At 69.5% G+C, this 21,102-nt stretch carries 22 protein-coding genes, 1 tRNA gene and 1 pseudogene; 9 read left to right on the top strand and 15 right to left on the bottom strand.

Annotated elements, in window-relative coordinates:
- From ASG29_RS16995 to gap, 11 genes and pseudogenes are all read right to left on the bottom strand, one after another.
- Window positions 1-289, bottom strand: a pseudogene (locus tag ASG29_RS16995) (M23 family metallopeptidase); the annotation flags it as partial.
- 4 nt (window positions 290-293) lie between these two features.
- Complete coding sequence (locus ASG29_RS06080) at window positions 294-1,322, bottom strand: L,D-transpeptidase family protein (protein ID WP_055981702.1); 1,029 nt, start codon at window positions 1,320-1,322, stop codon at window positions 294-296.
- Window positions 1,323-1,354: 32 nt separating this feature from the next.
- A complete protein-coding gene (locus tag ASG29_RS06075) occupies window positions 1,355-1,843 on the bottom strand; it encodes a GFA family protein (protein WP_082515690.1) in 489 nt (162 codons plus the stop codon).
- Window positions 1,840-2,520 (bottom strand): thiamine phosphate synthase, encoded by a 681-nt coding sequence (gene thiE, locus ASG29_RS06070; RefSeq protein WP_055982315.1) that lies wholly within the window; start codon window positions 2,518-2,520, stop codon window positions 1,840-1,842. Before thiE ends, ASG29_RS06075 begins: the two co-directional genes overlap by 4 nt.
- 317 nt (window positions 2,521-2,837) lie before the next feature.
- A complete protein-coding gene (locus ASG29_RS06065) occupies window positions 2,838-3,512 on the bottom strand; it encodes an O-methyltransferase (RefSeq protein ID WP_235532796.1) in 675 nt (224 codons plus the stop codon).
- 45 nt (window positions 3,513-3,557) lie between these two features.
- Window positions 3,558-4,463, bottom strand: a complete 906-nt coding sequence (locus tag ASG29_RS06060; protein WP_055981696.1) for a fructose bisphosphate aldolase — start codon at window positions 4,461-4,463, stop codon at window positions 3,558-3,560.
- Between the two features lie 61 nt (window positions 4,464-4,524).
- Window positions 4,525-4,848 (bottom strand): type II toxin-antitoxin system PemK/MazF family toxin, encoded by a 324-nt coding sequence (locus ASG29_RS06055; RefSeq protein WP_055981694.1) that lies wholly within the window; start codon window positions 4,846-4,848, stop codon window positions 4,525-4,527.
- On the bottom strand, window positions 4,845-5,120 hold the full coding sequence (locus ASG29_RS06050; protein WP_055981691.1) for a CopG family transcriptional regulator: 276 nt from the start codon (window positions 5,118-5,120) through the stop codon (window positions 4,845-4,847). The genes ASG29_RS06055 and ASG29_RS06050 overlap by 4 nt, the downstream gene beginning before the upstream one ends.
- 41 nt (window positions 5,121-5,161) lie before the next feature.
- Window positions 5,162-6,352 carry a phosphoglycerate kinase gene (locus ASG29_RS06045; protein ID WP_055981689.1) on the bottom strand — a complete coding sequence of 397 codons (1,191 nt, stop codon included), beginning with the start codon at window positions 6,350-6,352 and terminating at the stop codon, window positions 5,162-5,164.
- Window positions 6,277-6,813 (bottom strand): MOSC domain-containing protein, encoded by a 537-nt coding sequence (locus tag ASG29_RS06040; RefSeq protein WP_321163183.1) that lies wholly within the window; start codon window positions 6,811-6,813, stop codon window positions 6,277-6,279. Before ASG29_RS06040 ends, ASG29_RS06045 begins: the two co-directional genes overlap by 76 nt.
- A 141-nt stretch (window positions 6,814-6,954) precedes the next feature.
- Window positions 6,955-7,956 carry a type I glyceraldehyde-3-phosphate dehydrogenase gene (gene gap / locus ASG29_RS06035; RefSeq protein ID WP_055981684.1) on the bottom strand — a complete coding sequence of 334 codons (1,002 nt, stop codon included), beginning with the start codon at window positions 7,954-7,956 and terminating at the stop codon, window positions 6,955-6,957.
- A 116-nt stretch (window positions 7,957-8,072) separates the two neighbouring features.
- Here gap and ASG29_RS06030 point away from each other — a divergent pair, with 116 nt between their 5' ends.
- From ASG29_RS06030 to ASG29_RS06015, 4 genes are all read left to right on the top strand, one after another.
- Window positions 8,073-8,255, top strand: a complete 183-nt coding sequence (locus ASG29_RS06030) for a hypothetical protein (protein WP_055981682.1) — start codon at window positions 8,073-8,075, stop codon at window positions 8,253-8,255.
- Complete coding sequence (locus tag ASG29_RS06025; RefSeq protein ID WP_055981678.1) at window positions 8,255-8,560, top strand: cell division protein ZapA; 306 nt, start codon at window positions 8,255-8,257, stop codon at window positions 8,558-8,560. Before ASG29_RS06030 ends, ASG29_RS06025 begins: the two co-directional genes overlap by 1 nt.
- A 405-nt stretch (window positions 8,561-8,965) precedes the next feature.
- Window positions 8,966-9,496 carry a 5-formyltetrahydrofolate cyclo-ligase gene (locus ASG29_RS06020; RefSeq protein WP_055981675.1) on the top strand — a complete coding sequence of 177 codons (531 nt, stop codon included), beginning with the start codon at window positions 8,966-8,968 and terminating at the stop codon, window positions 9,494-9,496.
- Window positions 9,481-9,699, top strand: coding sequence for a DUF2842 domain-containing protein (locus ASG29_RS06015; protein WP_156457903.1), 219 nt, complete (start codon window positions 9,481-9,483; stop codon window positions 9,697-9,699). Before ASG29_RS06020 ends, ASG29_RS06015 begins: the two co-directional genes overlap by 16 nt.
- Window positions 9,700-9,958: 259 nt before the next feature.
- On the opposite strand, the gene ASG29_RS06010 is transcribed toward ASG29_RS06015, so the two are convergent.
- The 4 genes from ASG29_RS06010 to ASG29_RS05995 all read right to left on the bottom strand — a co-directional run bounded on the left by ASG29_RS06010 (window position 9,959) and on the right by ASG29_RS05995 (window position 13,843).
- Window positions 9,959-10,035: transfer RNA gene (locus ASG29_RS06010), tRNA-Asp, on the bottom strand.
- Window positions 10,036-10,058: 23 nt separating this feature from the next.
- Window positions 10,059-11,273 (bottom strand): AI-2E family transporter, encoded by a 1,215-nt coding sequence (locus ASG29_RS06005; protein WP_055981669.1) that lies wholly within the window; start codon window positions 11,271-11,273, stop codon window positions 10,059-10,061.
- Window positions 11,274-11,315: 42 nt separating this feature from the next.
- Window positions 11,316-12,047, bottom strand: a complete 732-nt coding sequence (locus ASG29_RS06000; protein WP_055981666.1) for a Crp/Fnr family transcriptional regulator — start codon at window positions 12,045-12,047, stop codon at window positions 11,316-11,318.
- Window positions 12,048-12,070: 23 nt separating this feature from the next.
- Complete coding sequence (locus ASG29_RS05995; protein WP_082515784.1) at window positions 12,071-13,843, bottom strand: class I adenylate-forming enzyme family protein; 1,773 nt, start codon at window positions 13,841-13,843, stop codon at window positions 12,071-12,073.
- A gap of 153 nt (window positions 13,844-13,996) precedes the next feature.
- Here ASG29_RS05995 and ASG29_RS05990 point away from each other — a divergent pair, with 153 nt between their 5' ends.
- The 5 genes from ASG29_RS05990 to ASG29_RS05970 all read left to right on the top strand — a co-directional run.
- Window positions 13,997-15,217: a serine hydrolase domain-containing protein gene (locus ASG29_RS05990; protein WP_055981664.1), complete on the top strand. Its 1,221-nt coding sequence runs from the start codon at window positions 13,997-13,999 to the stop codon at window positions 15,215-15,217.
- A gap of 99 nt (window positions 15,218-15,316) precedes the next feature.
- Window positions 15,317-17,338, top strand: a complete 2,022-nt coding sequence (locus tag ASG29_RS05985; RefSeq protein ID WP_055982307.1) for a 3-hydroxyacyl-CoA dehydrogenase NAD-binding domain-containing protein — start codon at window positions 15,317-15,319, stop codon at window positions 17,336-17,338.
- Window position 17,339: 1 nt separating this feature from the next.
- Window positions 17,340-18,668: an amidase family protein gene (locus ASG29_RS05980; protein ID WP_055981661.1), complete on the top strand. Its 1,329-nt coding sequence runs from the start codon at window positions 17,340-17,342 to the stop codon at window positions 18,666-18,668.
- On the top strand, window positions 18,665-19,849 hold the full coding sequence (locus tag ASG29_RS05975; RefSeq protein WP_055982303.1) for an acyl-CoA dehydrogenase family protein: 1,185 nt from the start codon (window positions 18,665-18,667) through the stop codon (window positions 19,847-19,849). The genes ASG29_RS05980 and ASG29_RS05975 overlap by 4 nt, the downstream gene beginning before the upstream one ends.
- A gap of 131 nt (window positions 19,850-19,980) precedes the next feature.
- A partial coding sequence (locus tag ASG29_RS05970) for an acyl-CoA dehydrogenase family protein (RefSeq protein ID WP_055981658.1) occupies window positions 19,981-21,102 on the top strand: 1,122 nt, incomplete at its 3' end.

The raw sequence follows: 21,102 nt of genomic DNA, 5'->3' as shown, positions 1-21,102 counted from the left end.
CCCGCCCCGGCGCGGCGGCGACGACGGGGGTGCCGCGCGGCGCCATGATGTCGATCGCATGATGCACGCGCGCGCCGCCCGCGCGCGGCTGGCTCCACGTATCGGTCAGCGCGACCGGCGCCACCCCCGCGACCGGCAGCGCCAGCGCGCCGACCTGCCGCACCGGCGAGGAGGCCGGCGGTCCCGGCGGCGGCGATCCGCCGTCGCCCGGACCGAAGGACAGCATGGAGGCGAACAGCCCCGCCAGCAGCAATATGCCGCCCAGGATCCCCCAGCCCAGCCGCGTCACGCGCCTATGCCCGGAAGATCACCGGCGTCCCGCCCTTCACCATCAACGCGACGCGCGCCGCGTCCCAGTTGGTCAGGCGGACGCAGCCGTTGCTCTCGGCCTTGCCGATCAGTTCGGGGCTGGGCGTCCCGTGGATGCCGTAATGCTCCTTGCTCAGGTCGATCCACACCACGCCGACGGGATTGTTGGGGCCGGGCGGGATGATCTCTGCCTTCTTCGAATCGTCCACGCCCTTCAGGATCGCGGGGTTCATCTTCCAGTCCGGATTGGGCGAGACGTGCAGCACCTTCCAGTCGCCGATCGGCAACGGATCGCGCGACGAACCGATGGTCGCGGTATATTGCGCGATCACCTTCCCGTCCTTGTCCAGCGCGCGCAGGATGCCGTCCGACTTGTCGACCGTGATCGTCGCCGCCTGCGGCACGCGCGCCTCCACGTTCAGCGAATTGAGCGTCGCGCGCCACGCCGGGGTCGCGTCGGCGGGATAGTCGCGCGAGGTGGGGAGCGAGTTGGGAACGGTGATCCGGGTCCCCGGCGCGATCGTGCCGACGCCGGGGTTCATCGCGACCAGCACCGCGGGCGTGGTGTGATAGCGTTCCGCGATCTTCTCCAGCGGGCGGCTGTACGCCATCGCGGGAAGCTTCGCCTGATCGGCATAGTCCTTTGGCATCGGATTGACGAACGGCCCGGTGAAGGCGTCGCGATCGAGCGTCACCGACAGGGTCGGCCGCGCCGCGCGATAGGGATAGAGCGCACGCAACGTGGCCGGGTCCGCCTTCCCCGTCACCGTCATCCCGCGCGATTCCTGGAACCCCTTCAACGCGTTGACCAGCGACGTGCCGCCGCGCCCGTCCAGGATGCCGGGCCCGAAGCCCAGCTTGTCGAGGATCACCTGGACATGCAGGACGGTGCGGTCGACCGGCGGCGGCGACGCCGGGCGCGGGGCCGCCGCCCGCGGCTGGGGCGGGGCCTGCGCCGCGGCGGGGGCGGCGATCGCGGCGGCGATGACGAGGCGGGATAGGGTACGCGACACGGGCACTCTCCTTACGGTGCCGGAACAACGCCCTATGCGCCCGGTTGCTCCCCCGCGCGCAGCAACATCGCCATTCGTGCCGCGCGATCCGGCGGCAGGTCGATCGCCGTATCGTCCGACGGCAGCGTGTCGAAGGCAGGCACCCCGGCGGGCGGGGTCACCCACGGGTGGCGGCTGCGGACGAAATAATGCGCATCGGGCGCCAGCGCCTCCGCCCGGTCGAGCGTGCCGATGCGGACGAAGCGCGCCGCATCGCCCATCATCGGGTGATCCGCCCACAACAGCGTCTCGCAGATCGCGCAGCGCCACGCGTGCGTGTCCCCCTGCCCCTCGCGCTCCAGCGACCGCATCTCGGGCGCGCCCTGCGTCACCGCGATCCGGTCGCTTTCGATCATCGCGTTCAGCGCGAAGGCGGACCCGGTGATCCGCTGGCAATCGCGGCAATGGCAGCAATTGACCGTGACGGGCATGTCGGTCAGGCGGTAGCGCACCGCGCCGCATTCGCACCCGCCCTCCATCATGTCAGCACGTCGGCGAAGGCGCGGATGGCCGCCGCCTCGTCCCCGCCCCACACCGCGTCCGACACCGCCAGGAAATCGGCCCCCGCGGCGACCAGCGGCGCGGCATTGGCGGGCGTGATCCCGCCGATCGCGACCGCGGGCATCTCGAACAGCGCGGACCACCACGACAGGATCGACGGATCGGGCCGGTGGCGCGTCTCCTTCGTGGTGGTGGGATAGAAGGCGCCGAACGCGACATAATCCGCGCCAGCCTCCCCCGCCTCCATCGCGAAATGCCGGCTGTCGTGACAGGTGACGCCGACCTGCACGTCGGGGCCCAGCGCCGCCCGCGCCTCGCGCGGATCACCGTCGTCCTGCCCCAGATGGACGCCGTCCGCACCGAGGCGCTTGGCCAGCGCGATGCTGTCGTTGACGATGAAGGCGACGTCGCGGTCCGCGCACAGCCGCTGGATCGGCTCGGCCAGGCGCGCGGCCTCGTGCTGGTCGACATGCTTCACGCGAAACTGGAACGCCGCGACCGGCCCGGCATCCAGTGCGCGGGCCAGCCGCTCGGCAAAGCCGCCGCCGACGTCGAGCGGGGAGATCAGGTACAGCTGGCACGGGGGCCGCCGGATATCGCGCGTGAACCGCGCGCCGAAACCGGGGTCGAGCGGGCCGAGGGGGTCTTCGTCAGTCATGTGGCCCCATAGGCCATGATGGCACCGTTTCGCCATAGCGCGCTGCGCGGCGACACCGGCAGGTTTGCATCCCTCGATCCACGTCGGGTCGAACTCCGCGCGGAATGAAAACGCAAAATCCACGGACGATCGCGATCCGATGCGCCAGATCGGCGGCGCGAAGGACGCGGCGCTGTCGCGCACCGGCCCGATCATCGCTCGCCGGACATCAGGGCCTTCAGGATGGAATGTGCCGCCGCGCGAATGCCACCTTCGTCGCGGCTTCGCGACTTCGCGCGATCATCCCCCTTCCGCCAAAACGGCGTCGACAGGGCGGCTCAATCCACGATCGCCAGCAGGAAGCCGTCCCACTTCTTGCTCCCCACCGTCTGCACCGCGGTGGCGGACAGCCGCGGCTCGGCGGCCACCGCGTCGAAGAGCGCGCGGGTGCCGATGACGCGCGGATCTGTGCTGGCGGCGTCGAGGATCAGCCCCTCGCGCACCACATTGTCGACCACGATCGTCGTGCCCGGACGCGACAGCCGCATCGCCGCGCGCAGATAGGCGACGTTCCCTTCCTTATCGGCGTCGATGAAGACGAGATCGAACGGCCCGTCGAGCGTCGCCATCGTCTCGGCCGCGGGGCCGACGATCACCTCGACGCGGTCGCCCACGCCCGCGCGGTCGAGGTTCGCGCGCGCCACCGCTTCGTGATGCGGGTCGAGTTCGAGCGAGACGACGCTGCCGCCCTCCCCCACCGCCCGCGCCAGCCAGATCGTGGAATAGCCGCCAAGCGTGCCGACCTCCAGCACGCGGCGCGCCCCGGCCATGCGCGCGAACAGGTGCAGCATCTTCCCCTGCGCGGGCGACACGTCGATCGCCGCCAGCCCCGCCGCCGCATTGGCGGCCAGCGTCGCATCGAGCGCGGCGTCCGCGCCGAGCAGCCGGTCGGCGATATAATCGTCGACTGCGGCCCAGCGCGGATCGGATTCCTCCGTCCGCTCGACCATCATCGCGCCGCCGCGCCGCGGGTCGGGACAATGCGGCGGTCCGGCATGTCAGGCCGCGACCGGCGACTTGGTGGTGGACGCGGCGTGGATTTCGTCGATGGCCTCGCCCAGCGCGGCGTCGAACTGCGCGTCGGTCATGTCGCGGCGCAGGTCCGACAGCAGCGCGCGGCTGAAGCTGGCGATGATGCCGCGGTTCTTCGCCAGCTCGGCGCACGCCTCGGTCCGGCTGAACCCGCCCGACAGCGCGACGACGCGCAGGACGCGGGGATGCTCGACCAGCGGCAGGAACAGGTCGGGCTGCGCGGGCAGCGACAGCTTCAGCATGACCTTTTCGTCACCCGTCATCGCGTCCAGCGCCTTCACCGTCTCCTCCAGCAGGATCGCATCCGCCGCCGCGCGCTCGGCGCTCTTGATGTTCACCTCGGGCTCGATGATCGGCATCAGGCCGTGGGCCAGCACCTCCTTCGCCACGTCGAACTGCTGCGCCACGATCGCCGCGATGCCCGCGCGATTGGCCAGGTTGATGACCGAACGCTCCTTCGTGCCGAACACGCCCAGCGCCTTCGCCCGGTCGAGCAGCGCGCCCAGCCCGGGGATCGGCTTCATCAGCTGGACGCCGTCCGCCTCGTCCTCCAGCCCCTTGTCGATCTTCAGGAACGGCACGACGCCCTTGTCGATCAGCGCCTGCGGCACGGGCTTGCCCCCCGCCTCGCCGTCCATCGTCCGCTCGAACAGGATCGCGCCGACGACCTTGTCGCCCGTGAACGCGTCCGACGTGATGATCCGCGCGCGCATCTCGTGGATCAGCGCGAACATCTCCGCGTCGCCCGACCACGCATCGGCCGCGACGCCATAGCCCGCCAGCGCCTTGGGCGTCGACCCGCCCGACTGGTCGAGCGCGGCGATGAAGCCGTGGCCCTGTGCGATCTTGGCGGTCATGTCGGCGGTGTTCATACTGGGCCTCTCGAATGCATACGTATGCGCGGCTGCTAACCGCCACCGGCGCGTTCGGCAACTAAAGGTCGAGCCAGCGGCGCAGGGCGGTGTCGATCGCGGCAAGCACGGTCGGTTCGACGGTGCCGATCCGGCGTCCGAAATATCGAAGATCCTCGGTCAGTATCCAGTCGATCTCGATCTGGCTTACCTGGATCAGGCCATTGGCTTGCGACGGGACCACGACGGGACGAAGGTCGTTTTCCTGATCCACCTGCGACGTCATCGGGCAGACGGTCAGCTTCGGCAACGCGCCCGCGCTGTCCCGCTGTACCACGACGCAGGGACGCGCCTTCGTCGCGGCGCCGCGCGTGCTGCGGACAAGGACGATGTCCCCGCGCGTCATCCTGGCGGACCCTCGGATCCCCAGTCGTATCCGCCGTCTTCCGCGTCCAGTGCGTCCAGCCACCGATCGAGGCGTTCGCCCCCGTCATCGCGGCGACCGCGATCGGCCGCCGCGATCCGTGCCGCCGCCCGTGCGACCAGTGCGTCGGTCGTCTCCCGATCCAGCTTCTCCACGATCCACTCGCGCACGATCGCGCTCTTGGTCCGGCCCAATTCCCGCGCATGACGCGCGAGCCGGTCCTCCTCCTCGGGCTTCAGCCTCACGCCCAGCATCGCGACCTCCCGTTCAACATGTTGAACGTATGCGCCCGGCCCTATCGCGTCAACGCGGCCACCCCCGGCAGGTCGCGCCCCTCCATCCATTCCAGGAACGCGCCGCCCGCGGTCGAGACGAACGTGAAATCGCCCGCCACACCCGCGTGGTTCAGCGCCGCGACCGTGTCGCCCCCGCCCGCGACCGACACCAGGCTGCCGTCCGTCGTCAGCGCCGCCGCCGTCTTCGCCAGCGCGACCGTGGCGGCGTCGAAGGGCGACGTCTCGAACGCCCCCATCGGCCCGTTCCAGACGAGCGTGCGGCAATTCTTCAGCACGTCGCCCAGCGCCTCCGTCGCCGCCGGGCCGACGTCCAGGATCATCTCGTCCGCCGCGACCTCGTGCACGTTCACCGTCCGCGTCGGCGGATCGGCGCGGAATTCCTTCGCGACGACCACGTCGTACGGCAGGTGGACGGTACACCCGGCCGCGTCCGCGGCGTCCAGTATCTCCTCGGCGGTGCCGGTCAGGTCGTGTTCGCACAGCGACTTGCCCACATCCACCCCGCGCGCGGCCAGGAAGGTGTTGGCCATGCCGCCGCCGATGATGAGGTGGTCGACCTTGCCGACGAGGTGCTTCAGCACGTCCAGCTTGGTCGACACCTTCGCCCCCCCGACGACCGCCGCGACGGGATGCTCGGGCGCGCCCAGCGCCTTTTCCAGCGCCACCAGCTCCGCCTCCATCGCGCGTCCGGCATAGGCGGGAAGCGCCCGCGCCAGCCCCTCGGTCGAGGCATGCGCCCGGTGCGCGGCGGAGAAGGCGTCGTTGACGTACAGGTCGCCGAAGGCGGCGAAGCGCGCGACGACCGCGGGATCGTTCTTCTCCTCGCCGCCGAAGAAGCGCGTATTCTCCAGCACCGCGACCTCGCCCGGCTGCAACGTCGCCACCGCGTCGTCCGCACCTTCCCAGTCGATGTAGCGCACCGGACGGCCCAGCACCGCGGCATAGGGCGCGGCCAGCTGCGACAGCGACAGCGCCGCGCTCGGCACGCCCTTCGGCCGCCCGAAATGCGCGAGGACGAGGACGATCGCGCCCTTGTCCGCCAGCTCGGTCACGGTTTCCACGGTGGCGCGGAAGCGCGTGTCATCGGTGACGATCCCGTCCTTCAGCGGGACGTTCAGGTCCTCGCGGACGAGGACGCGCCTGCCGTGGATGTCGCCGATATCGTCGAGCGTCTTGAAAGGCTTGGACATGGAAGTTCGATCCTGATCTGGTCGCCGACGGCGATATGGCCCCCCTGCACGACGCGCGCACACGCGCCGCCGCGCCAGTCGGGGGAAAGTGCGGCGCGCAGGCCCGCCGCGATGGCCTCCATCCGCTCGCACGGGTCGGTTTCGCGCGTGATCTCCAGCACCACCTCGCCGCCGATCCGGACGATCGCGCCCGCGACCTGCGGCAGGTCGACGCCGTCGACCAGCAGGTTGGCGCGGCGCTCCTGCCACGGCAGATCGTGCCCCGTCTCCGCGACCGCCGCCTCCCAGTCGGCGCGCTCGATCAACGTCACCTGCCGCCTGTACGGCTTGCCCCGCATCGCGCCGCGGAAGTCGCCGTGGATGCCGGCCTCGGGCGAGACCTGCGCATGGTCGACGACCTCCATCGGCGCCTTCGGGCGCGCGTGGCGGGCGATGCCGAGGAGGATGCCCACGTCACTCACCCCGTTCGCCCTGAGCGAAGTCGAAGGGCATGCACGACGCATGTGCTTCGATCTTGATGCGAAGCATCAAGGTCTATCCTGAGCGGCTGGCTTGCCAGCCAGCCGAAGGGCTCAGCACGAACGGGGGTTGGTGCATCGGAACTAGCCCAGCGTCGCCATCGCGGTCGCGGTGTCGACCATGCGGTTGGAGAAGCCCCATTCGTTGTCGTACCACGTCACGACGCGCACCAGCTTCCCGTCGATGACCGCCGTCTCCAGGCTGTCGACCGTGGACGAGAACGGCGTGTGGACGATGTCGATCGAGACCAAGGGCTCGTCCGAATATTCCAGCACGCCCTTCATTGGCCCCTCCGCCGCGGCCTTCAGCAGCGCGTTGACCTCCGCCACCGACGTGTCGCGCGACGGCGTGAAGGTCAGGTCGACCAGGCTGCCGTCGGGCACGGGCACGCGCACCGCCGACCCGTCCAGCTTGCCCTTCAGTTCGGGCAGCACCTCGCCCACCGCGCGCGCCGCGCCGGTGGTCGTCGGGATGATGTTCATCCCCGCGGCGCGCGCACGGCGCAGGTCGGGATGGATCTGGTCCAGGATCTTCTGGTCGTTGGTATAGGCGTGGATCGTGGTCATCAGCCCGCGCTCGATCCCGATCGCATCGTTCAGCACCTTGGCGACGGGGGCCAGGCAGTTGGTCGTGCACGACGCGTTCGAGACGATCGTGTGGCCGGCCTCCAGTTTGTCGTCGTTCACGCCGAACACGACGGTCAGGTCGACGCCCTTGGCGGGGGCGGAGATCAGGACCTTCTTCGCGCCCGCGTCGATATGCTTCTGCGCGCTCTCGCGATCGGTGAAAAAGCCGGTGCATTCCAGCACGATGTCGACGCCCAGTTCCCTGTGCGGCAGGTTCGCGGGGTCGCGCTCCGCCGTCACGCGGATGCGCTTGCCGTCGATGACCAGGTCCTGCCCCTCCGCCGTGACGGTGCCGGCATATTTGCCGTGGACGCTGTCGCGGCTGAACAGCCAGGCGTTCGACTTGGCATCGGCAAGGTCGTTGATCGCGACGAGTTCCAGCTCGCTGCCCCGCTCCAGCAACGCGCGCGCCACCAGTCGCCCGATGCGCCCGAACCCGTTGATCGCCACCTTCGTCATCGTCGCCTCACCTGCGTCGTTTCAAATCTGGCGGGTCTTTGCGCGGGCGGGGGCCTCCGCGTCAACCTGCCGCTCTTTGCTTGTCGCGGGCGGCGGCGGGACGTATCGACGGGGGCATGGAAAACCCCGCCCTCGACCGGCTCGAATCCGCCATCGCGCGCCTTGAAGGCGCGGTGACCGGCCACCGCGCGCGCAATGCCGATCTGGCCCGCCGCCACGCCACGCTGAAGTCCCGGATGACGGAGGCGGTCGCCGCGCTCGACCGCGTCATCGCGCACGAAGGGGGGGGAGAGGCATAATGGCGGTCGTCACGCTCAGGATCGGCGACAGCGTCCACGAGATCGCGTGCCGCGACGGCGGGGAGGCGCGGCTGGAGCAGGCCGGCGGCATCGTCGACGATCATTGGGACAAGGCGCGGCGCGCGACCGGCGGCGCGGGCGGGCAGCGCGCGATGCTGCTGACCGCGCTGATGATCGCCGACGCGCTGATCGAGGCACGCGAGGCGCCCCCGCCCGAGACGCCCGAGGGCCGCCTGCTCGAACAACTCGCGGAACGCCTCGAATCGCTCGCGACGGCCCTTGAGGAAGAGGATGCGAGCGCCTAGATACGACGGCGGCGGGCACTGCCCGGTACGAGCCTTTATTATCCCTGAGGCTATTCATCATCCAAAGGGGGCTGTCCCTGCCCGGACCCTGGTCCGACGTACATGGTCCCCACCTGACGTACCGTGCGTCAGTGGATAACCCGGCACACGGCCACGGCGGTCCCGCCACCCGCCTTTCCCCGCTCGGTTCTGTCAGATCGTGCGCTCCCCAAATGCCCCGTCACCCCGGACTTGTTCCGGGGTCCACCGTGCCGCACGTCCCCAAGCTGCGGCGACGCGGCACCGTGGATGCCGGGACCAGCCCGGCATGACGGGTTGGGCTGTCAGGCTACCCCCTCACTTGTGTTCCCGCGAAGGCGGGAACCCAGTCTGGCCCCCCGCCTTCGCGGGGGGACAAGCGGCCGCATGACCGACAAGCGCTCCCTCCGCACCGACCTGCGCGCCCGCCGCCGCGCCGCATCGGGCAGCATCCCCGCCTGGCCCGCCTTCGCCACGCTGCTGTCGCCCGGCCTGATCGTCGCCAGCTACGTCCCCGTCGGCGGAGAGGCCGATCCCGCCGCGCTCGAAACCGCGGCGCTGGCGGCCGGCTGCACGCTCGCCCTCCCGCATGTGGTCGACCGCGCGACGCCGCTGTCGTTCCTGTCGTGGATTCGCGACGAGCCGCTCGTCGACGGTCCCTTCGGCCTGCGTCAGCCCGCGGCACACCGCGACCGCGTGACGCCCGACATCGTCCTGACCCCGCTCGTCGGCTTCGATCGCGCGGGCAACCGGCTGGGTCAGGGGGCGGGCCATTACGATCGCGCCTTCGCGGCCTATCCCCGGGCGCTGCGGATCGGTATCGCGCTGTCCGTGCAGGAAACCGATCAGCTTCGCCCCGACCCGTGGGACATGCCGCTCCACATGGTGGCCACCGACCGCGAATGGATCGTCGTTTGACCCCGGACTGGCGCAAGCCCGTGGGGATGATCGCGATCCTCGCCTTGATCGCGGTCTGGTGCGTCGCGGTCGTGTCGCTGTCCGCGACGGTCGGCGGCTGGCACTGGCTCGCGCAACTGGTCTTCTACGTCGTCGCAGGCACGATATGGATCACGCCGCTGAAGCCGCTGCTGCGATGGATGGAAACCGGCCGCTGGCGCTGACGGGGCCTTGTCCTACCTGGACTGTCCTACACGGCGGCGACCTGTCATGCTTAATGCCGCTCTTTCTCCGTCCACGTCGCGGTCGATCGTCGAAAGGTCACGAAACGGGCCGTAGCGCGCGACCTTCCGCGATCCGCGCGCGCCGCGCCCCTGCCGCCCGCACTGCGACGCCGACAAAATCCGCACCCGCGCGGCATGACGCCCGGCGAAAAAATAACAACGTATTTCGAGGGGTTTACACGCAACCCCTGCGAAGGGGTGGCGCGAGTGACGGGGCTCGAACCCGCGACCTCCGGCGTGACAGGCCGGCGCTCTAACCAACTGAGCTACACCCGCTTGGAAAGCGTGAGGCGCGCCAACTAGGCGGCGGGCGACTCCCTGTCAACCGGCGGAATCGGGGAATCGGCGCGGGCCGCGATTCCCTCCGGATGCGCGCGCGTCAGCGTGCCGTGCTCGAACAGGAATCCCGCGACGTCCGGCTTCCCCGCGGCGGCCAGCACGATCTGCACGATGATGAGGATCGGGACCGCCAGCAATGCGCCCGTCGTGCCCCACACCCATCCCCAGAAGCTGATCGAGACCAGGATCATGACCGGATTGATCGTCAGCCGGTGCCCGACGATCAACGGCGTGACGACGTTCGCCTCGATCAGGTGCGCGCCGTACATGATCGCCGGCGGCGCCAGCGCGGTCCACACGTCGGAGAACGTCATGAGGCCGCCGACCGCCAGCAACAGCGCCGCGACGACCGGCCCGAAATAGGGGATGTAGTTCAGCAGCGCGACGATCCCGCCCCACATCAACGGAAACGGCATCCCCAGCGCATAGACCGCCAGCGCGACGATCAGGCCCAGCGCGACGTTGATGATCGTGATCGTGCCCAGGTACGACGACACGTCGTCCACCATGTCCTGAAGCACGCGCGCGGTCGCCATCGCCCCGCCGAAGCTGGCGCGCCGGGTAATCATGCGCTGCCGCATCCCGGTCCAGCCGGACAGGAAGAAGAACGCGACGAGGATCGCGTACAGCGTCTGGATGATGACCGCGGGCGCGCTGGTCGCCGCCAGTTCCACGATCGACGACGGCGCCGCGACCGCCGCGCTGGGCGACGGGCGCACGGGGGTGTCCGCGATCTGGCGCAGCGTGCGGTTGGCGTAGCGCTCCAGGCTGGAATACAGGTCCAGCAGCGGCGCCAGATTGGCCTGGATCCGCCCGATCCGCGACGGCAGCAGGCGGAAGAATTCGGTCGCGGGCACCACGATCGCCGCCAGCGCCACATTGGCGATCAGCAGGAACAGCATGACGCAGAACAACGCCGCCACCGGCGACGGTACGCGCCGCCGCTCCAGCCACTCCAGCACCGGGATCAGCGCGAGGCTGACGATCAGCGCGATCGTCGTCGGCATGAAGAATTCCGCCCCCGCCTTCAGCGCGAAGGGGACGCCCAGCAGGAACGCCGCCCCCGCGGTCAGCGTCAGCGCGGCGAGCAACCGGTCGCGCCGCAGCGCGACGCGCGGGTCGTCCGCCTCCGGGATATCGGCAAGCGACGGGTCGGGCGGGGAAAGTTCGGCCATAGCGGGGGACGTTAGCGCCAATCCCCTTCCCCCGCCATCACCTCACAGCTCCTGCCACGGCCCGCCGTCGAGATAGAGGTAATCGGGGTCGAATTCCGCCACCCGGGCCAGCCGCGCGGCATCCACGATCCGTGCCTCCCCGCGCGCCACCTCGGCCAGGCCGTCCTCGCGCAGCCGCCGCAGCGTGCGATTGACGTGGACCGCGGTCAGGCCGCAGATTTCCCCCAGGTCCTGCTGCGTCAGGGGCAGCGCGAACCGGCCGTCCCGCGCCCGCCCCACCGCCGCCAGCCTGGCGTGCAGCTCCATCAGCACGTGCGCGACCCGCCCCGCCGCGTCGAGCCGCCCGAGCCGGAAGATCCATTCGCGATGCAGCGCCGCGTCGAGCAGCGTCGACCGCCACAGGATGCGCGTCAGGTGCGGATGCGTCTCCAGGATGCGGGTCAGCCGGTCGTGCGGGACCAGTGCGACGCGGACGTCGGAGATCGTCGCGACGTCATGGTCCAGCCGCCGCAGCGGATAGCCGTGCAGGTCGACGAAATCCCCCGCCAGCTGGATCGCCACCAATTGGCGATACCCGTCGCGCGCATCCATGTACCGGCACATCACCCCGTCGATCAGCAGGGTCGACATGTCCACGGTTTCGCCGCGCCTGATGACGACGGTGCGCGCCGGGAACGTCTCGACGCGATCGACCGCCGCCTCCAGGACGTCCTTTTCCTCCCGCGTCATCGCGGTGCGTCCGCGACCACGCAGGAAATCCCCCGTTATCCGCATGTAAGCCTCCCTTTCGGAGCCTCTTAAGCCGCGGAACGGTCCGAGAACAAGGGAGCCAGGTCGCGCTTCAGGATCTTTCCGTTCGCGTTGCGCGGCAGCGTGTCGGCGACGAAGCGGATCGCGACCGGCACCTTGAACGCCGCCAGCCGCGCGCGCACCCACGCCTGCAACTCCGCCTCGCTCGCCTCCTCGCCCGGCGCCAGGTGGACGACCGCCGCGGGCTCCTCGCCCAGCGTGCGGTGCGGCAGGCCGATCAGCGCGCAATCGGTAACCGCGGGATGCGCGTACAGGACGTTCTCCACCTCGGTGGAATAGATGTTCTCGCCGCCCCGGATCAGCATGTCCTTCGCGCGGTCGAGGATGTAGACGAAGCCGTCCTCGTCCAGCCGCCCCAGGTCCCCGGTGCGGACCCATCCGTCGACGAACGTCTCCGCGCTCGCCTCCGGCCGGTTCCAGTATCCGGTGACGATCATCGGCCCCCGCGCCCACAATTCCCCGACCGCGCCCGTCGGCAGGTCGTTCCCGTCCTCGTCGGTGATCTTCAGGTCGGCGACCGCGGCGGCCGGCCCCGCGCTGTCCGGGCGGGCCAGATAATCCTCCGCCAGGTTCGACGTGACGGTCGCCATCGTCTCGGTCATGCCCCAGCCGTTCGACGGCAGCGCGCCGAACTCCTCGTGGATGCGCCGCACCAGTTCGGGCGCGGACGGCGCCCCGCCATAAGCGATCGATTCGAGGCTCGACAGGTCGTAATGCGCGCGGTCCGGATGCTCCAGCAGCTGCCACGCGATCGTCGGCACGCCGCCGGTGACATTCACCTTCTCGCGCTCGATGATCTCCATCGCGCGCACCGTGTCCCACTTGCGCATGTACACGCTGGTCGACCCGCCCGCGATCGCGCCCATCAGCCCGGCGGAGCAGGCGGTGACGTGGAATAGCGGCACCACGGTCAGCGACACGCGCGGCGCGGGATCCGGGATCGGCACGCCGCGGCGAAGATAGGCGCGCGCGGCGGCATAGCCCGACGTCAGGATATTGGTGACGATGTTGCGATGCGTCCCCAGCGCGCCCTTGGGCCGCCCGGTCGTGCCGCTGGTGTAGAAGATCGTGACCGGATCGTCGGACGCGACATCCGCGTCGGGCAGCGCCCGATCGGGCAGCGCATGCCAGTCGTGGGGGGTGCCGAGGATATCCTCCAACCTTGTTCTCCCGGAAAGGCGGGAGTCCCGGCCTTCGGGCGATGACGGCGGCTGCTCGCCCAAACCCTGGGTTCCCGCCTCCGCGGGAACACCGAGCGCGGACGTGGCCCGCGTCACGACGACCTGCTCCAGCGCCGGCAGCGCATCGTAATGCGCTGCCAGCCGCTCGTGCCGCTCGTCGTCGGCGAACAGCACCTTCGCCCCCGAATCGGCCAGCCCGAACGCCAGCTCGTCGCCGGTCCACCACGCGTTCAGCGGCACCGCGATCGCGCCCAGCGACGCGGCCGCGAACAGGATCGCGGGAAATTCGGGCAGGTTGCGCATCGCGATCGCGACGCGATCCCCCTTCGCGACGCCCGCCTGCACCAGCCAGTGCGCGAGCGCGGCGACCGCACGATAATTCGCCTCGTAGGTGACGCGCTCGTCCTCATACACCGTCATGACGCGCTCGCCATGCGCGCGCGCCGCCAGCCCGACCGCCCGAAGGCTGGCGGGCGCGTTCTTCCACACGCGGGTAGGCACGCCGCGGATCGTCACCGTCTCCATCTCGAACCGCGCGCCCGGCGCGGTGAGTGCGGCCTGCGCATCGGCCAGCGACATCGCCGGCCAGGAGGCGGCCAAATCGGTATCCAGTTTCAACGGCAATCCTCTCGTCCGAATGTCGGGTCCGCTTTTGCGCGAGGATAGAGTTGATTCCAACACCGCTCAAGCGATACAGGGAGGAAGAATTAGAAGCGGGGGTATGGAGGGACCATGAAGATCGCGAAGCCCGGAAAGCATGGGTTCGATGCCGCCCGGCTGGCCGCGATCGATACCTTCCTGAAGGACCGCTACATCGACACGGGGCGCCTGCCCAACGCGCAACTGCTGGTCGCCCGCGACGGGGAGATCGTCCATTTCTCCTCGCAGGGTTCGGCGCGGGAGGGCGGCGCGGGGATCGACGAAACCTCGCTCTTCCGCATCGCCAGCATGACGAAGCCGATCACGTCGGTCGCGTTCATGATGCTGCTGGAGGAAGCGAAGGTCGCGCTCGACACGCCGCTCCACCACGTCCTGCCCGAATTCAAGGGCGTCGGCGTCTATGCCGGCGGCGGCGGTGGGGTGCCGTTCGTCACACGCCGCCCGGCCGAACCGGTCCGCATGGTCGACGTCCTGCGCCACACCGCGGGCTTCACCTACAGCTTCCAGAACCGCAGCAACGTCGACGCCGCGCATCGTGAGCTGAAGCTAGAGAACTGGCACGGCACGCGCGACCTCGACGGCTTCGTCGCCGAACTGGGCAAGCTGCCGCTGGAATATGATCCGGGAACGCAGTGGAACTATTCGGTCGCCACCGACGTGCTGGGCGCGGTGGTGCAGCGCGTGTCGGGAATGCCGCTGGCGGACTTCCTGCACGACCGCCTGTTCACCCCGCTGGGGATGGACGACACCTTCTTCACCGTGCCGGAAGGCAAGCGCGATCGCCTGACCGACTGCTACACCCTGGCGCCCGGCAAGGGGCGGGTGATGTACGATCGCGCCGACGACAGCGCATGGTCGCGGCCGTTCAACCTGGTGTCGGGCGGCGGCGGGCTGGTGTCGACCGCGCTCGACTATCATCGCTTCTGCCGCATGTGCCTGAACGGCGGCGAGCTGGACGGCGCGCGCGTGCTGGGTCGCAAGACGCTGGAATTGATGACGCAGAACCATCTGCCCGGCGGGCAGGACCTGTCGCAGATGTCGAAGTCGCTGTTCAGCGAGACGCAGAATGCGGGCACCGGCTTCGGCCTCGGCTTCGCGGTCACGATCGATCCCGCCCGGTCGATGATGCCGGGCAGCGTCGGCGAATATTACTGGGGCGGCATGTTCTCGACCGCCTTCTTCGTCGATCCGGTCGAGCGCGTGGACATGGTGTTCATGACCCAGCTGTCGCCGTCGATGACCTATCCCATCCGTCGCGAGCTGAAGACGATGATCTACGCCGCGATGACCTGATTGTGCTCCTGCGGACGCAGGAGCCCGGAGTTACGAACGCCGCGCTTGCGGCTCTAGGCTCCCGCCTTCGCGGGGGCACGAATACGGAGACCGATGACGATGACCTCACCCGTCCGCACCGAACGCCACGACGACGTCCTGGTCGTCATCTCGGACTCGCCCCCCGTCAACGCGCTGGGCGCGGACGTGCGCGCGGGACTTGAGGCCGGGTTCAGGGAAGGGATCTCGGACGACTCGATCAAGGCGATCGTCCTGCGCTGCGACGGGCGCACCTTCTTCGCGGGCGCGGACATCACCGAATTCGGCAAGCCCCCGCGCGAACCCGGGCTGCACGCCGTGCTGGACATGATGGACGCCAGCCCGAAGCCGATCGTCGCCGCGATCCACGGCACCGCGCTGGGCGGCGGCTGCGAGACCGCGCTGGCGTGCAACTACCGCGTCGCGGTGCCGAGCGCGATGATCGGCACCCCCGAGGTGAAGCTGGGCCTGCTCCCCGGCGCGGGCGGTACGCAGCGGCTGCCGCGGCTGGTCGGCGTGAAAGCGGCGCTGGAGATGGTCGCGATCGGCGATCCCGTGCCCGCGAAGAAGGCGGCAGAGATCGGACTGGTCGACAAGGTCGTCGGCGAGGACAGCCTGGAGGCAGACGCCATCGCCTTCGCCCGCGAGCAGATCGGTAAGCCCCTGCCCCGCATCAGCGAGCGCAACGCGGTCGCGGATCCCGAGGCGGTCGCCGCCTTCCGCAAGGCCAACGGCCGCAAGATGCGCGGCTTCGACGCACCCGAAGCGAACATCCGCTGTGTCGAGGCGGCGTCCGAGGGCTCGTTCGCGGACGGCATGGCGGTCGAGCGGACCGAGTTCATGAAGCTGATGGGCGGCACCCAATCCGCGGCGCAGCGCCACATCTTCTTCGCGGAGCGGCAGGCCGCGAAGATCGACGACGTCGATCCCAAGACGCCGCTGCGCCCGATCAACAAGGTCGGCGTCATCGGCGCGGGCACGATGGGCGGCGGGATCAGCATGAACTTCCTGTCCGCGGGCATCCCCGTCACGATCGTGGAGATGCAGCAGGACGCGCTCGACCGCGGCACCGGCGTGATGCGCAGGAATTACGAGGCGTCGGCGGCGAAGGGCCGGATCAAGCCCGATGCGCCGGACAAGGCGATGGGCCTGCTGACCCCGACGCTCAGCCTCGACGATCTCGCCGACTGCGACCTCATCATCGAGGCCGTGTATGAGAATATGGACGTCAAGAAGGAGCTGTTCGGCAAGCTGGACAGGATCGCGAAGCCCGGCGCGATCCTGGCCAGCAACACCAGCTACCTGAACGTGGACGAGATCGCGGCCAGCACCAGCCGTCCCGAGGACGTGGTGGGGATGCATTTCTTCAGCCCCGCCAACGTCATGAAGCTGCTCGAGGTCGTGCGCGGGGAGAAGACCGCGAAGGACGTGCTGGCGACGGTCATGGCGCTGTCGAAGAAGATCCGCAAAGTGGCGGTCGTCGCGGGCGTCTGCCACGGCTTCATCGGCAACCGCATGCTCTCGCCGCGCCAGATCGAGGCGAACAAGCTGCTGATGGAAGGCGCGACGCCCGAGCAGATCGACCGCGTCCATGTCGAATTCGGGATGCCGATGGGGCCGTTCCAGATGAGCGACCTGGCCGGCGTCGACATCGGCTGGCACCGCGATCCGTCGCGGATCGAAAGCATCCGCGACGCGCTGGCCGCCGAGGGGCGCTGGGGGCAGAAGAAGAACGCCGGCTTCTACGATTACGACGAGAAGCGGAATGCGACCCCGTCGCCACGCGTCGCCGAGATCATCGAGGATTTCCGGTCGCGCTCGAACCTGCCGAAGCGCGAGATCACCGATCAGGAGATCGTCGAGCGCACCTTGTACACGATGGTGAACGAAGGCGCGCTGATCCTGGAAGAGGGCAAGGCGCAGCGCGCGAGCGACGTCGATGTCGTCTGGATCTACGGCTACGGCTGGCCGATCTATCGCGGCGGACCGATGTTCTGGGCGCAGACCGAAGGCCTGCCGAAGGTTGTCGCGGGGCTGGAGAAGCACAAGTTCAAGGTCGCGCCGAGCCTGAAGGCGGCGGCGGAGAGCGGAGGGAAGCTGTGAGATGACGGAACGCACCGCGCTCCAGACCGCCGCCGCCGTCCGTGCGGGCGAAACGACCGCGCTGGCCGAAGCCGAGGCCGCGATCGCGCGGATCGAGGCGCGCGACGGCGCACTGAATGCGGTCGTCGTCCGCGACTTCGACCGCGCGCGCGACGCGGCACGCGCGCTGGACGCGCGGATCGCGGCGGGGTTCGATGCACCGCTGCTCGGCGTTCCGATGACGATCAAGGAAAGCTACGACGTCGCGGGCCTGCCCACGACGTTCGGCTTCGCGGAGCATCGCGACTTCATCGCGAAGGAGGATGCGGAGGCGGTCCAGCGGCTGAAGGCGGCGGGCGTCGTGCTGCTTGGCAAGACCAACGTCCCGCCCGCGCTGTCCGACCTGCAATCGAACAACCCGGTCTACGGCCGCACCAACAATGCGGTCGATCCGGCGCGCGTCGCGGGCGGGTCGTCGGGCGGCTCCGCGGTGGCGCTGGGCGCGGGCATGGTCCCGCTGGAATTCGGGTCCGACATCGGCGGCTCGATCCGCGTCCCCGCCGCCTTCAACGGCGTATGGGGTCACAAGCCGACATGGGGCGTCGTGCCGACCGAGGGCCATTACTTCCCCGGCACCGACAGCGCGCGCACCGTCCTGTCCGTCATCGGCCCGATGGCACGCGACGGCGACGATCTCGAGGCCGCGTTGCAGGTCGTGGCGGACCACCCGCTGGCCCCCGCGACGCAGCACGAGCCGGGCCGCTGGCGCGTCCTGCTGCTGGCATCGCATCCGATGGCGACGGTGCAGCGCGCGATCACGCAGGCGCTGGAGACGCTGGGCCGCAATCTCGCCGCCGCGGGTGCGCAGGTCGATACGGGCAGCGCGCTGCTGCCCGATCTGGAACGCCAGCACGACGGCTATTGGCGGATGCTGAACATCGCCATGTCGCGCCGCGCGCCGTTGCCGGAGGGGCAGGAGCCGCCCGCGCTGGAGGCGTGGCATCACCTGCACGACGAACAGGCGCGCATCCAGCGGCAGTGGCGGCGACTGTTCCGCCAGTATGATGCGGTGATCGCGCCGACCGTCGGCATGACCGCCTTCGCGCACGACGACGAACCGCTGGCCACCCGCCGGCTCGACATCGACGGCACCGACACGCAATTCTTCCACCAATTCGCCTTCCCCGGCCTCGCCACCTTCCCGATGCTGCCCGCCACCAGCGTGCCGATCGGGCGCGACGCCGACGGGTTGCCCATCGGGGTGCAGGTGATCGCCGACCTCTACGCCGACCGCACCGCCATCGCCGCCGCCCGCGCGGCACATTCCCTTTCATGGAGCGACGCCGCATGACCGACCTCGACACCTTCCGCAGCGAAACCCGCGACTGGCTGGCCGCCAACTGCCCGCCCGAAATGCGCGAGCCCGTCCGCACCGACAAGGACGCCGTCTGGGGCGGCCGCGACCAGAGCGACATGACCGCGCCGCAGAAGGCGTGGATGAACGCCATGGCCTCGCGCGGCTGGACCGTGCCCGATTGGCCCAAGGACTATGGCGGCGGCGGGCTGTCCGCGGCGGAGACGAAGGTCCTGCGCGAGGAAATGGCGAAGATCCGCGCGCGCAATCCGCTGAACAGCTTCGGCATTTCCATGCTCGGGCCGGCGCTGCTGAAATACGGGACGGAGGAGCAGAAGAAGCGCTTCCTGCCCGAAATCGCGCGCGGCGAGATCCGCTGGTGCCAGGGTTATTCCGAGCCCAACGCGGGCTCCGACCTCGCCAGCCTCGCCACGTCGGCGGAGGACAAGGGCGATCATTTCCTGGTCAACGGACAGAAGGTGTGGACCAGCTACGCCGACAAGGCGGACTGGATCTTCTGCCTCGTCCGCACCGACAAGACGAACAAGCATAACGGCATCAGCTTCGTCCTGTTCGACATGACGACGCCGGGCGTCTCGACGAAGCCGATCCTGCTCATCAGCGGCTATTCCCCGTTCTGCGAAACCTTCTTCGACGACGTGAAGGTGCCGAAGGAGAACCTCGTCGGCGAACTGAACAAGGGCTGGGACGTCGCGAAATACCTGCTGGGTCACGAACGCGAGATGATCTCGGGCATGGGCCTGGGCGGCACGTCGGGCAAAAACCCGCTGGTCGTCGGCGCGCTGGCGACGATCGGCGTCGATCACGACGGCAAGCTGGCCGACCCACTGCTGCGCGCGCAGATCGCGTTGTTCGAGGTGCGCGCGAAGGCCTTCGCGGCGCAGAGCGAGCGCTTCATCGACGAGCTGAAGGCGGGCCGCGCCCATCCCGCGCAGCCCAGCATGATGAAATATTACGGCACCGAGCTGAACAAGGCGCGCTACGAACTGCTGATGAGCGCGGGCGGTTCGGACGAGCTGGAATGGGAAAGCGAGGCGACCAGCGGCGGACGCGAGGCGCGCGCGTGGTTGCGCACGAAGGCGAACTCGATCGAGGGCGGCACCAGCGAGGTGCAGCTCAACATCATCGCCAAGCGGATCCTGGAACTGCCCGCCTGACACCTTAGCCCTCTCCCCTCCGGGGGGAGGGTTGGGAGAGGGGCGGACCTTCGAGAAACATCAATATGGGTCGGTGCGTGGGGCGGCCCCTCACCCCGACCCTCTCCCCGGCGGGGAGAGGGAGAACAATAATGCCCCTGTACCTGAACGACGAACAGACGATGCTGCGCGATACCGCGAAGGACTTCGTCGCCGAACATGCCCCCGTGTCGCACATGCGGTCCTTGCGCGATGCGAAGGACGCCACCGGCTTCTCCCGCGACCTGTGGAAACAGTTCGCGGAGATGGGCTTCACCGGCATGTTGATGGACGAGGGCGACGGCGGTCTCGGCCTCGGCCATGTCGAGGCGGGCGTCGTGCTGGAGGAGATCGGGCGCAACCTGTCGCCCTCGCCCTTCCTGTCGACCGCGGTCGCGGCGGTGGAGGCGCTGAAGGGCAGTGCGCAGGCGCAGCGCTGGTTCCCCGGGATCCTGTCGGGCGATACCGTCGCGGCGCTGGCGATCGACGAGGGTGCGAAGCATCGCGCGTCGGTGGCGATGACGGCGGAGCGTTCCGGCAACGGCTTCCGCCTGAGCGGGAAGAAGCAGTTCGTCGCGCACGGCCATGTCGCGGACCTGCTGATCGTCGCTGCACGGACCGCGGGTTCCGCCGACGACGAGGATGGCGTGACGCTGTTCGCGGTGTCGAAGGACGCCGCGGGCCTGACCGCGACGCCCGAGCGACTGGCGGACGCCAGCCTCGCCGCGCGGATCGAATTCGACGGGGTCGAGGTCGACGCCGACGCGGTGATCGGCGAGGTCGATGCGGGCCGCGGGCCGCTCGGTCGCCTGCTGCGCGCCGGGCGTACCGGCGCGTCGGCGGAGATGCTGGGCGTCGGCGGCGGCGCGATGGACATGACCGTCGGCTACCTGAAGGAGCGCAAGCAGTTCGGGACGCTGATCGGCAGCTTCCAGGCGCTCCAGCATCGCGCCGCACATCTGTACAGCGAGATGGAGGTCGCGCGTGCCGCGGTCCTGAAGGCGCAGCAGTTGCTCGACGCCGGCGACGAACGCGCGGATGCGGCGGTGTCGGTCGCGAAGGCGATGACCGGCCTCGCCACGACGCTGGCGGTGCAGGAGGGGGTGCAGATGCACGGCGGCATCGGCATGACCGACGAATATGACATCGGCTTCTACATGAAGCGCGGCCGCGTGCTGGCGGAGATGTTCGGCGACGCGAACTTCCACGCCGATGCGCTTGCCCGCGCGGCGGGA

Source organism: Sphingomonas sp. Leaf412 (genome assembly GCF_001425405.1).
In the GTDB taxonomy this organism is placed as follows: domain Bacteria; phylum Pseudomonadota; class Alphaproteobacteria; order Sphingomonadales; family Sphingomonadaceae; genus Sphingomonas.
This window is presented reverse-complemented; position numbering and strand designations above follow the sequence as displayed.

What these genes read in the sequence shown, in the direction of transcription:
- ASG29_RS05995 (WP_082515784.1), bottom strand. Translation starts at nt 13,843, where the DNA reads ATGTCGCTGGCCGATGCGCAGGCCGCACTCACCGCGCCGGGCGCGCGG.
- ASG29_RS06005 (WP_055981669.1), bottom strand. Translation starts at nt 11,273, where the DNA reads ATGGCCGAACTTTCCCCGCCCGACCCGTCGCTTGCCGATATCCCGGAG.
- ASG29_RS06030 (WP_055981682.1), top strand. Translation starts at nt 8,073, where the DNA reads ATGGAAAACCCCGCCCTCGACCGGCTCGAATCCGCCATCGCGCGCCTT.
- ASG29_RS06055 (WP_055981694.1), bottom strand. Translation starts at nt 4,848, where the DNA reads ATGACGCGCGGGGACATCGTCCTTGTCCGCAGCACGCGCGGCGCCGCG.
- gap (WP_055981684.1), bottom strand. Translation starts at nt 7,956, where the DNA reads ATGACGAAGGTGGCGATCAACGGGTTCGGGCGCATCGGGCGACTGGTG.
- thiE (WP_055982315.1), bottom strand. Translation starts at nt 2,520, where the DNA reads ATGACTGACGAAGACCCCCTCGGCCCGCTCGACCCCGGTTTCGGCGCG.
- ASG29_RS06045 (WP_055981689.1), bottom strand. Translation starts at nt 6,352, where the DNA reads ATGTCCAAGCCTTTCAAGACGCTCGACGATATCGGCGACATCCACGGC.
- ASG29_RS06015 (WP_156457903.1), top strand. Translation starts at nt 9,481, where the DNA reads ATGGATCGTCGTTTGACCCCGGACTGGCGCAAGCCCGTGGGGATGATC.
- ASG29_RS06025 (WP_055981678.1), top strand. Translation starts at nt 8,255, where the DNA reads ATGGCGGTCGTCACGCTCAGGATCGGCGACAGCGTCCACGAGATCGCG.
- ASG29_RS06075 (WP_082515690.1), bottom strand. Translation starts at nt 1,843, where the DNA reads ATGATGGAGGGCGGGTGCGAATGCGGCGCGGTGCGCTACCGCCTGACC.
- ASG29_RS06020 (WP_055981675.1), top strand. Translation starts at nt 8,966, where the DNA reads ATGACCGACAAGCGCTCCCTCCGCACCGACCTGCGCGCCCGCCGCCGC.
- ASG29_RS06050 (WP_055981691.1), bottom strand. Translation starts at nt 5,120, where the DNA reads ATGCTGGGCGTGAGGCTGAAGCCCGAGGAGGAGGACCGGCTCGCGCGT.
- ASG29_RS06065 (WP_235532796.1), bottom strand. Translation starts at nt 3,512, where the DNA reads ATGATGGTCGAGCGGACGGAGGAATCCGATCCGCGCTGGGCCGCAGTC.
- ASG29_RS06000 (WP_055981666.1), bottom strand. Translation starts at nt 12,047, where the DNA reads ATGCGGATAACGGGGGATTTCCTGCGTGGTCGCGGACGCACCGCGATG.
- ASG29_RS05980 (WP_055981661.1), top strand. Translation starts at nt 17,340, where the DNA reads ATGACGGAACGCACCGCGCTCCAGACCGCCGCCGCCGTCCGTGCGGGC.
- ASG29_RS05990 (WP_055981664.1), top strand. Translation starts at nt 13,997, where the DNA reads ATGAAGATCGCGAAGCCCGGAAAGCATGGGTTCGATGCCGCCCGGCTG.
- ASG29_RS05985 (WP_055982307.1), top strand. Translation starts at nt 15,317, where the DNA reads ATGACCTCACCCGTCCGCACCGAACGCCACGACGACGTCCTGGTCGTC.
- ASG29_RS06060 (WP_055981696.1), bottom strand. Translation starts at nt 4,463, where the DNA reads ATGAACACCGCCGACATGACCGCCAAGATCGCACAGGGCCACGGCTTC.
- ASG29_RS05975 (WP_055982303.1), top strand. Translation starts at nt 18,665, where the DNA reads ATGACCGACCTCGACACCTTCCGCAGCGAAACCCGCGACTGGCTGGCC.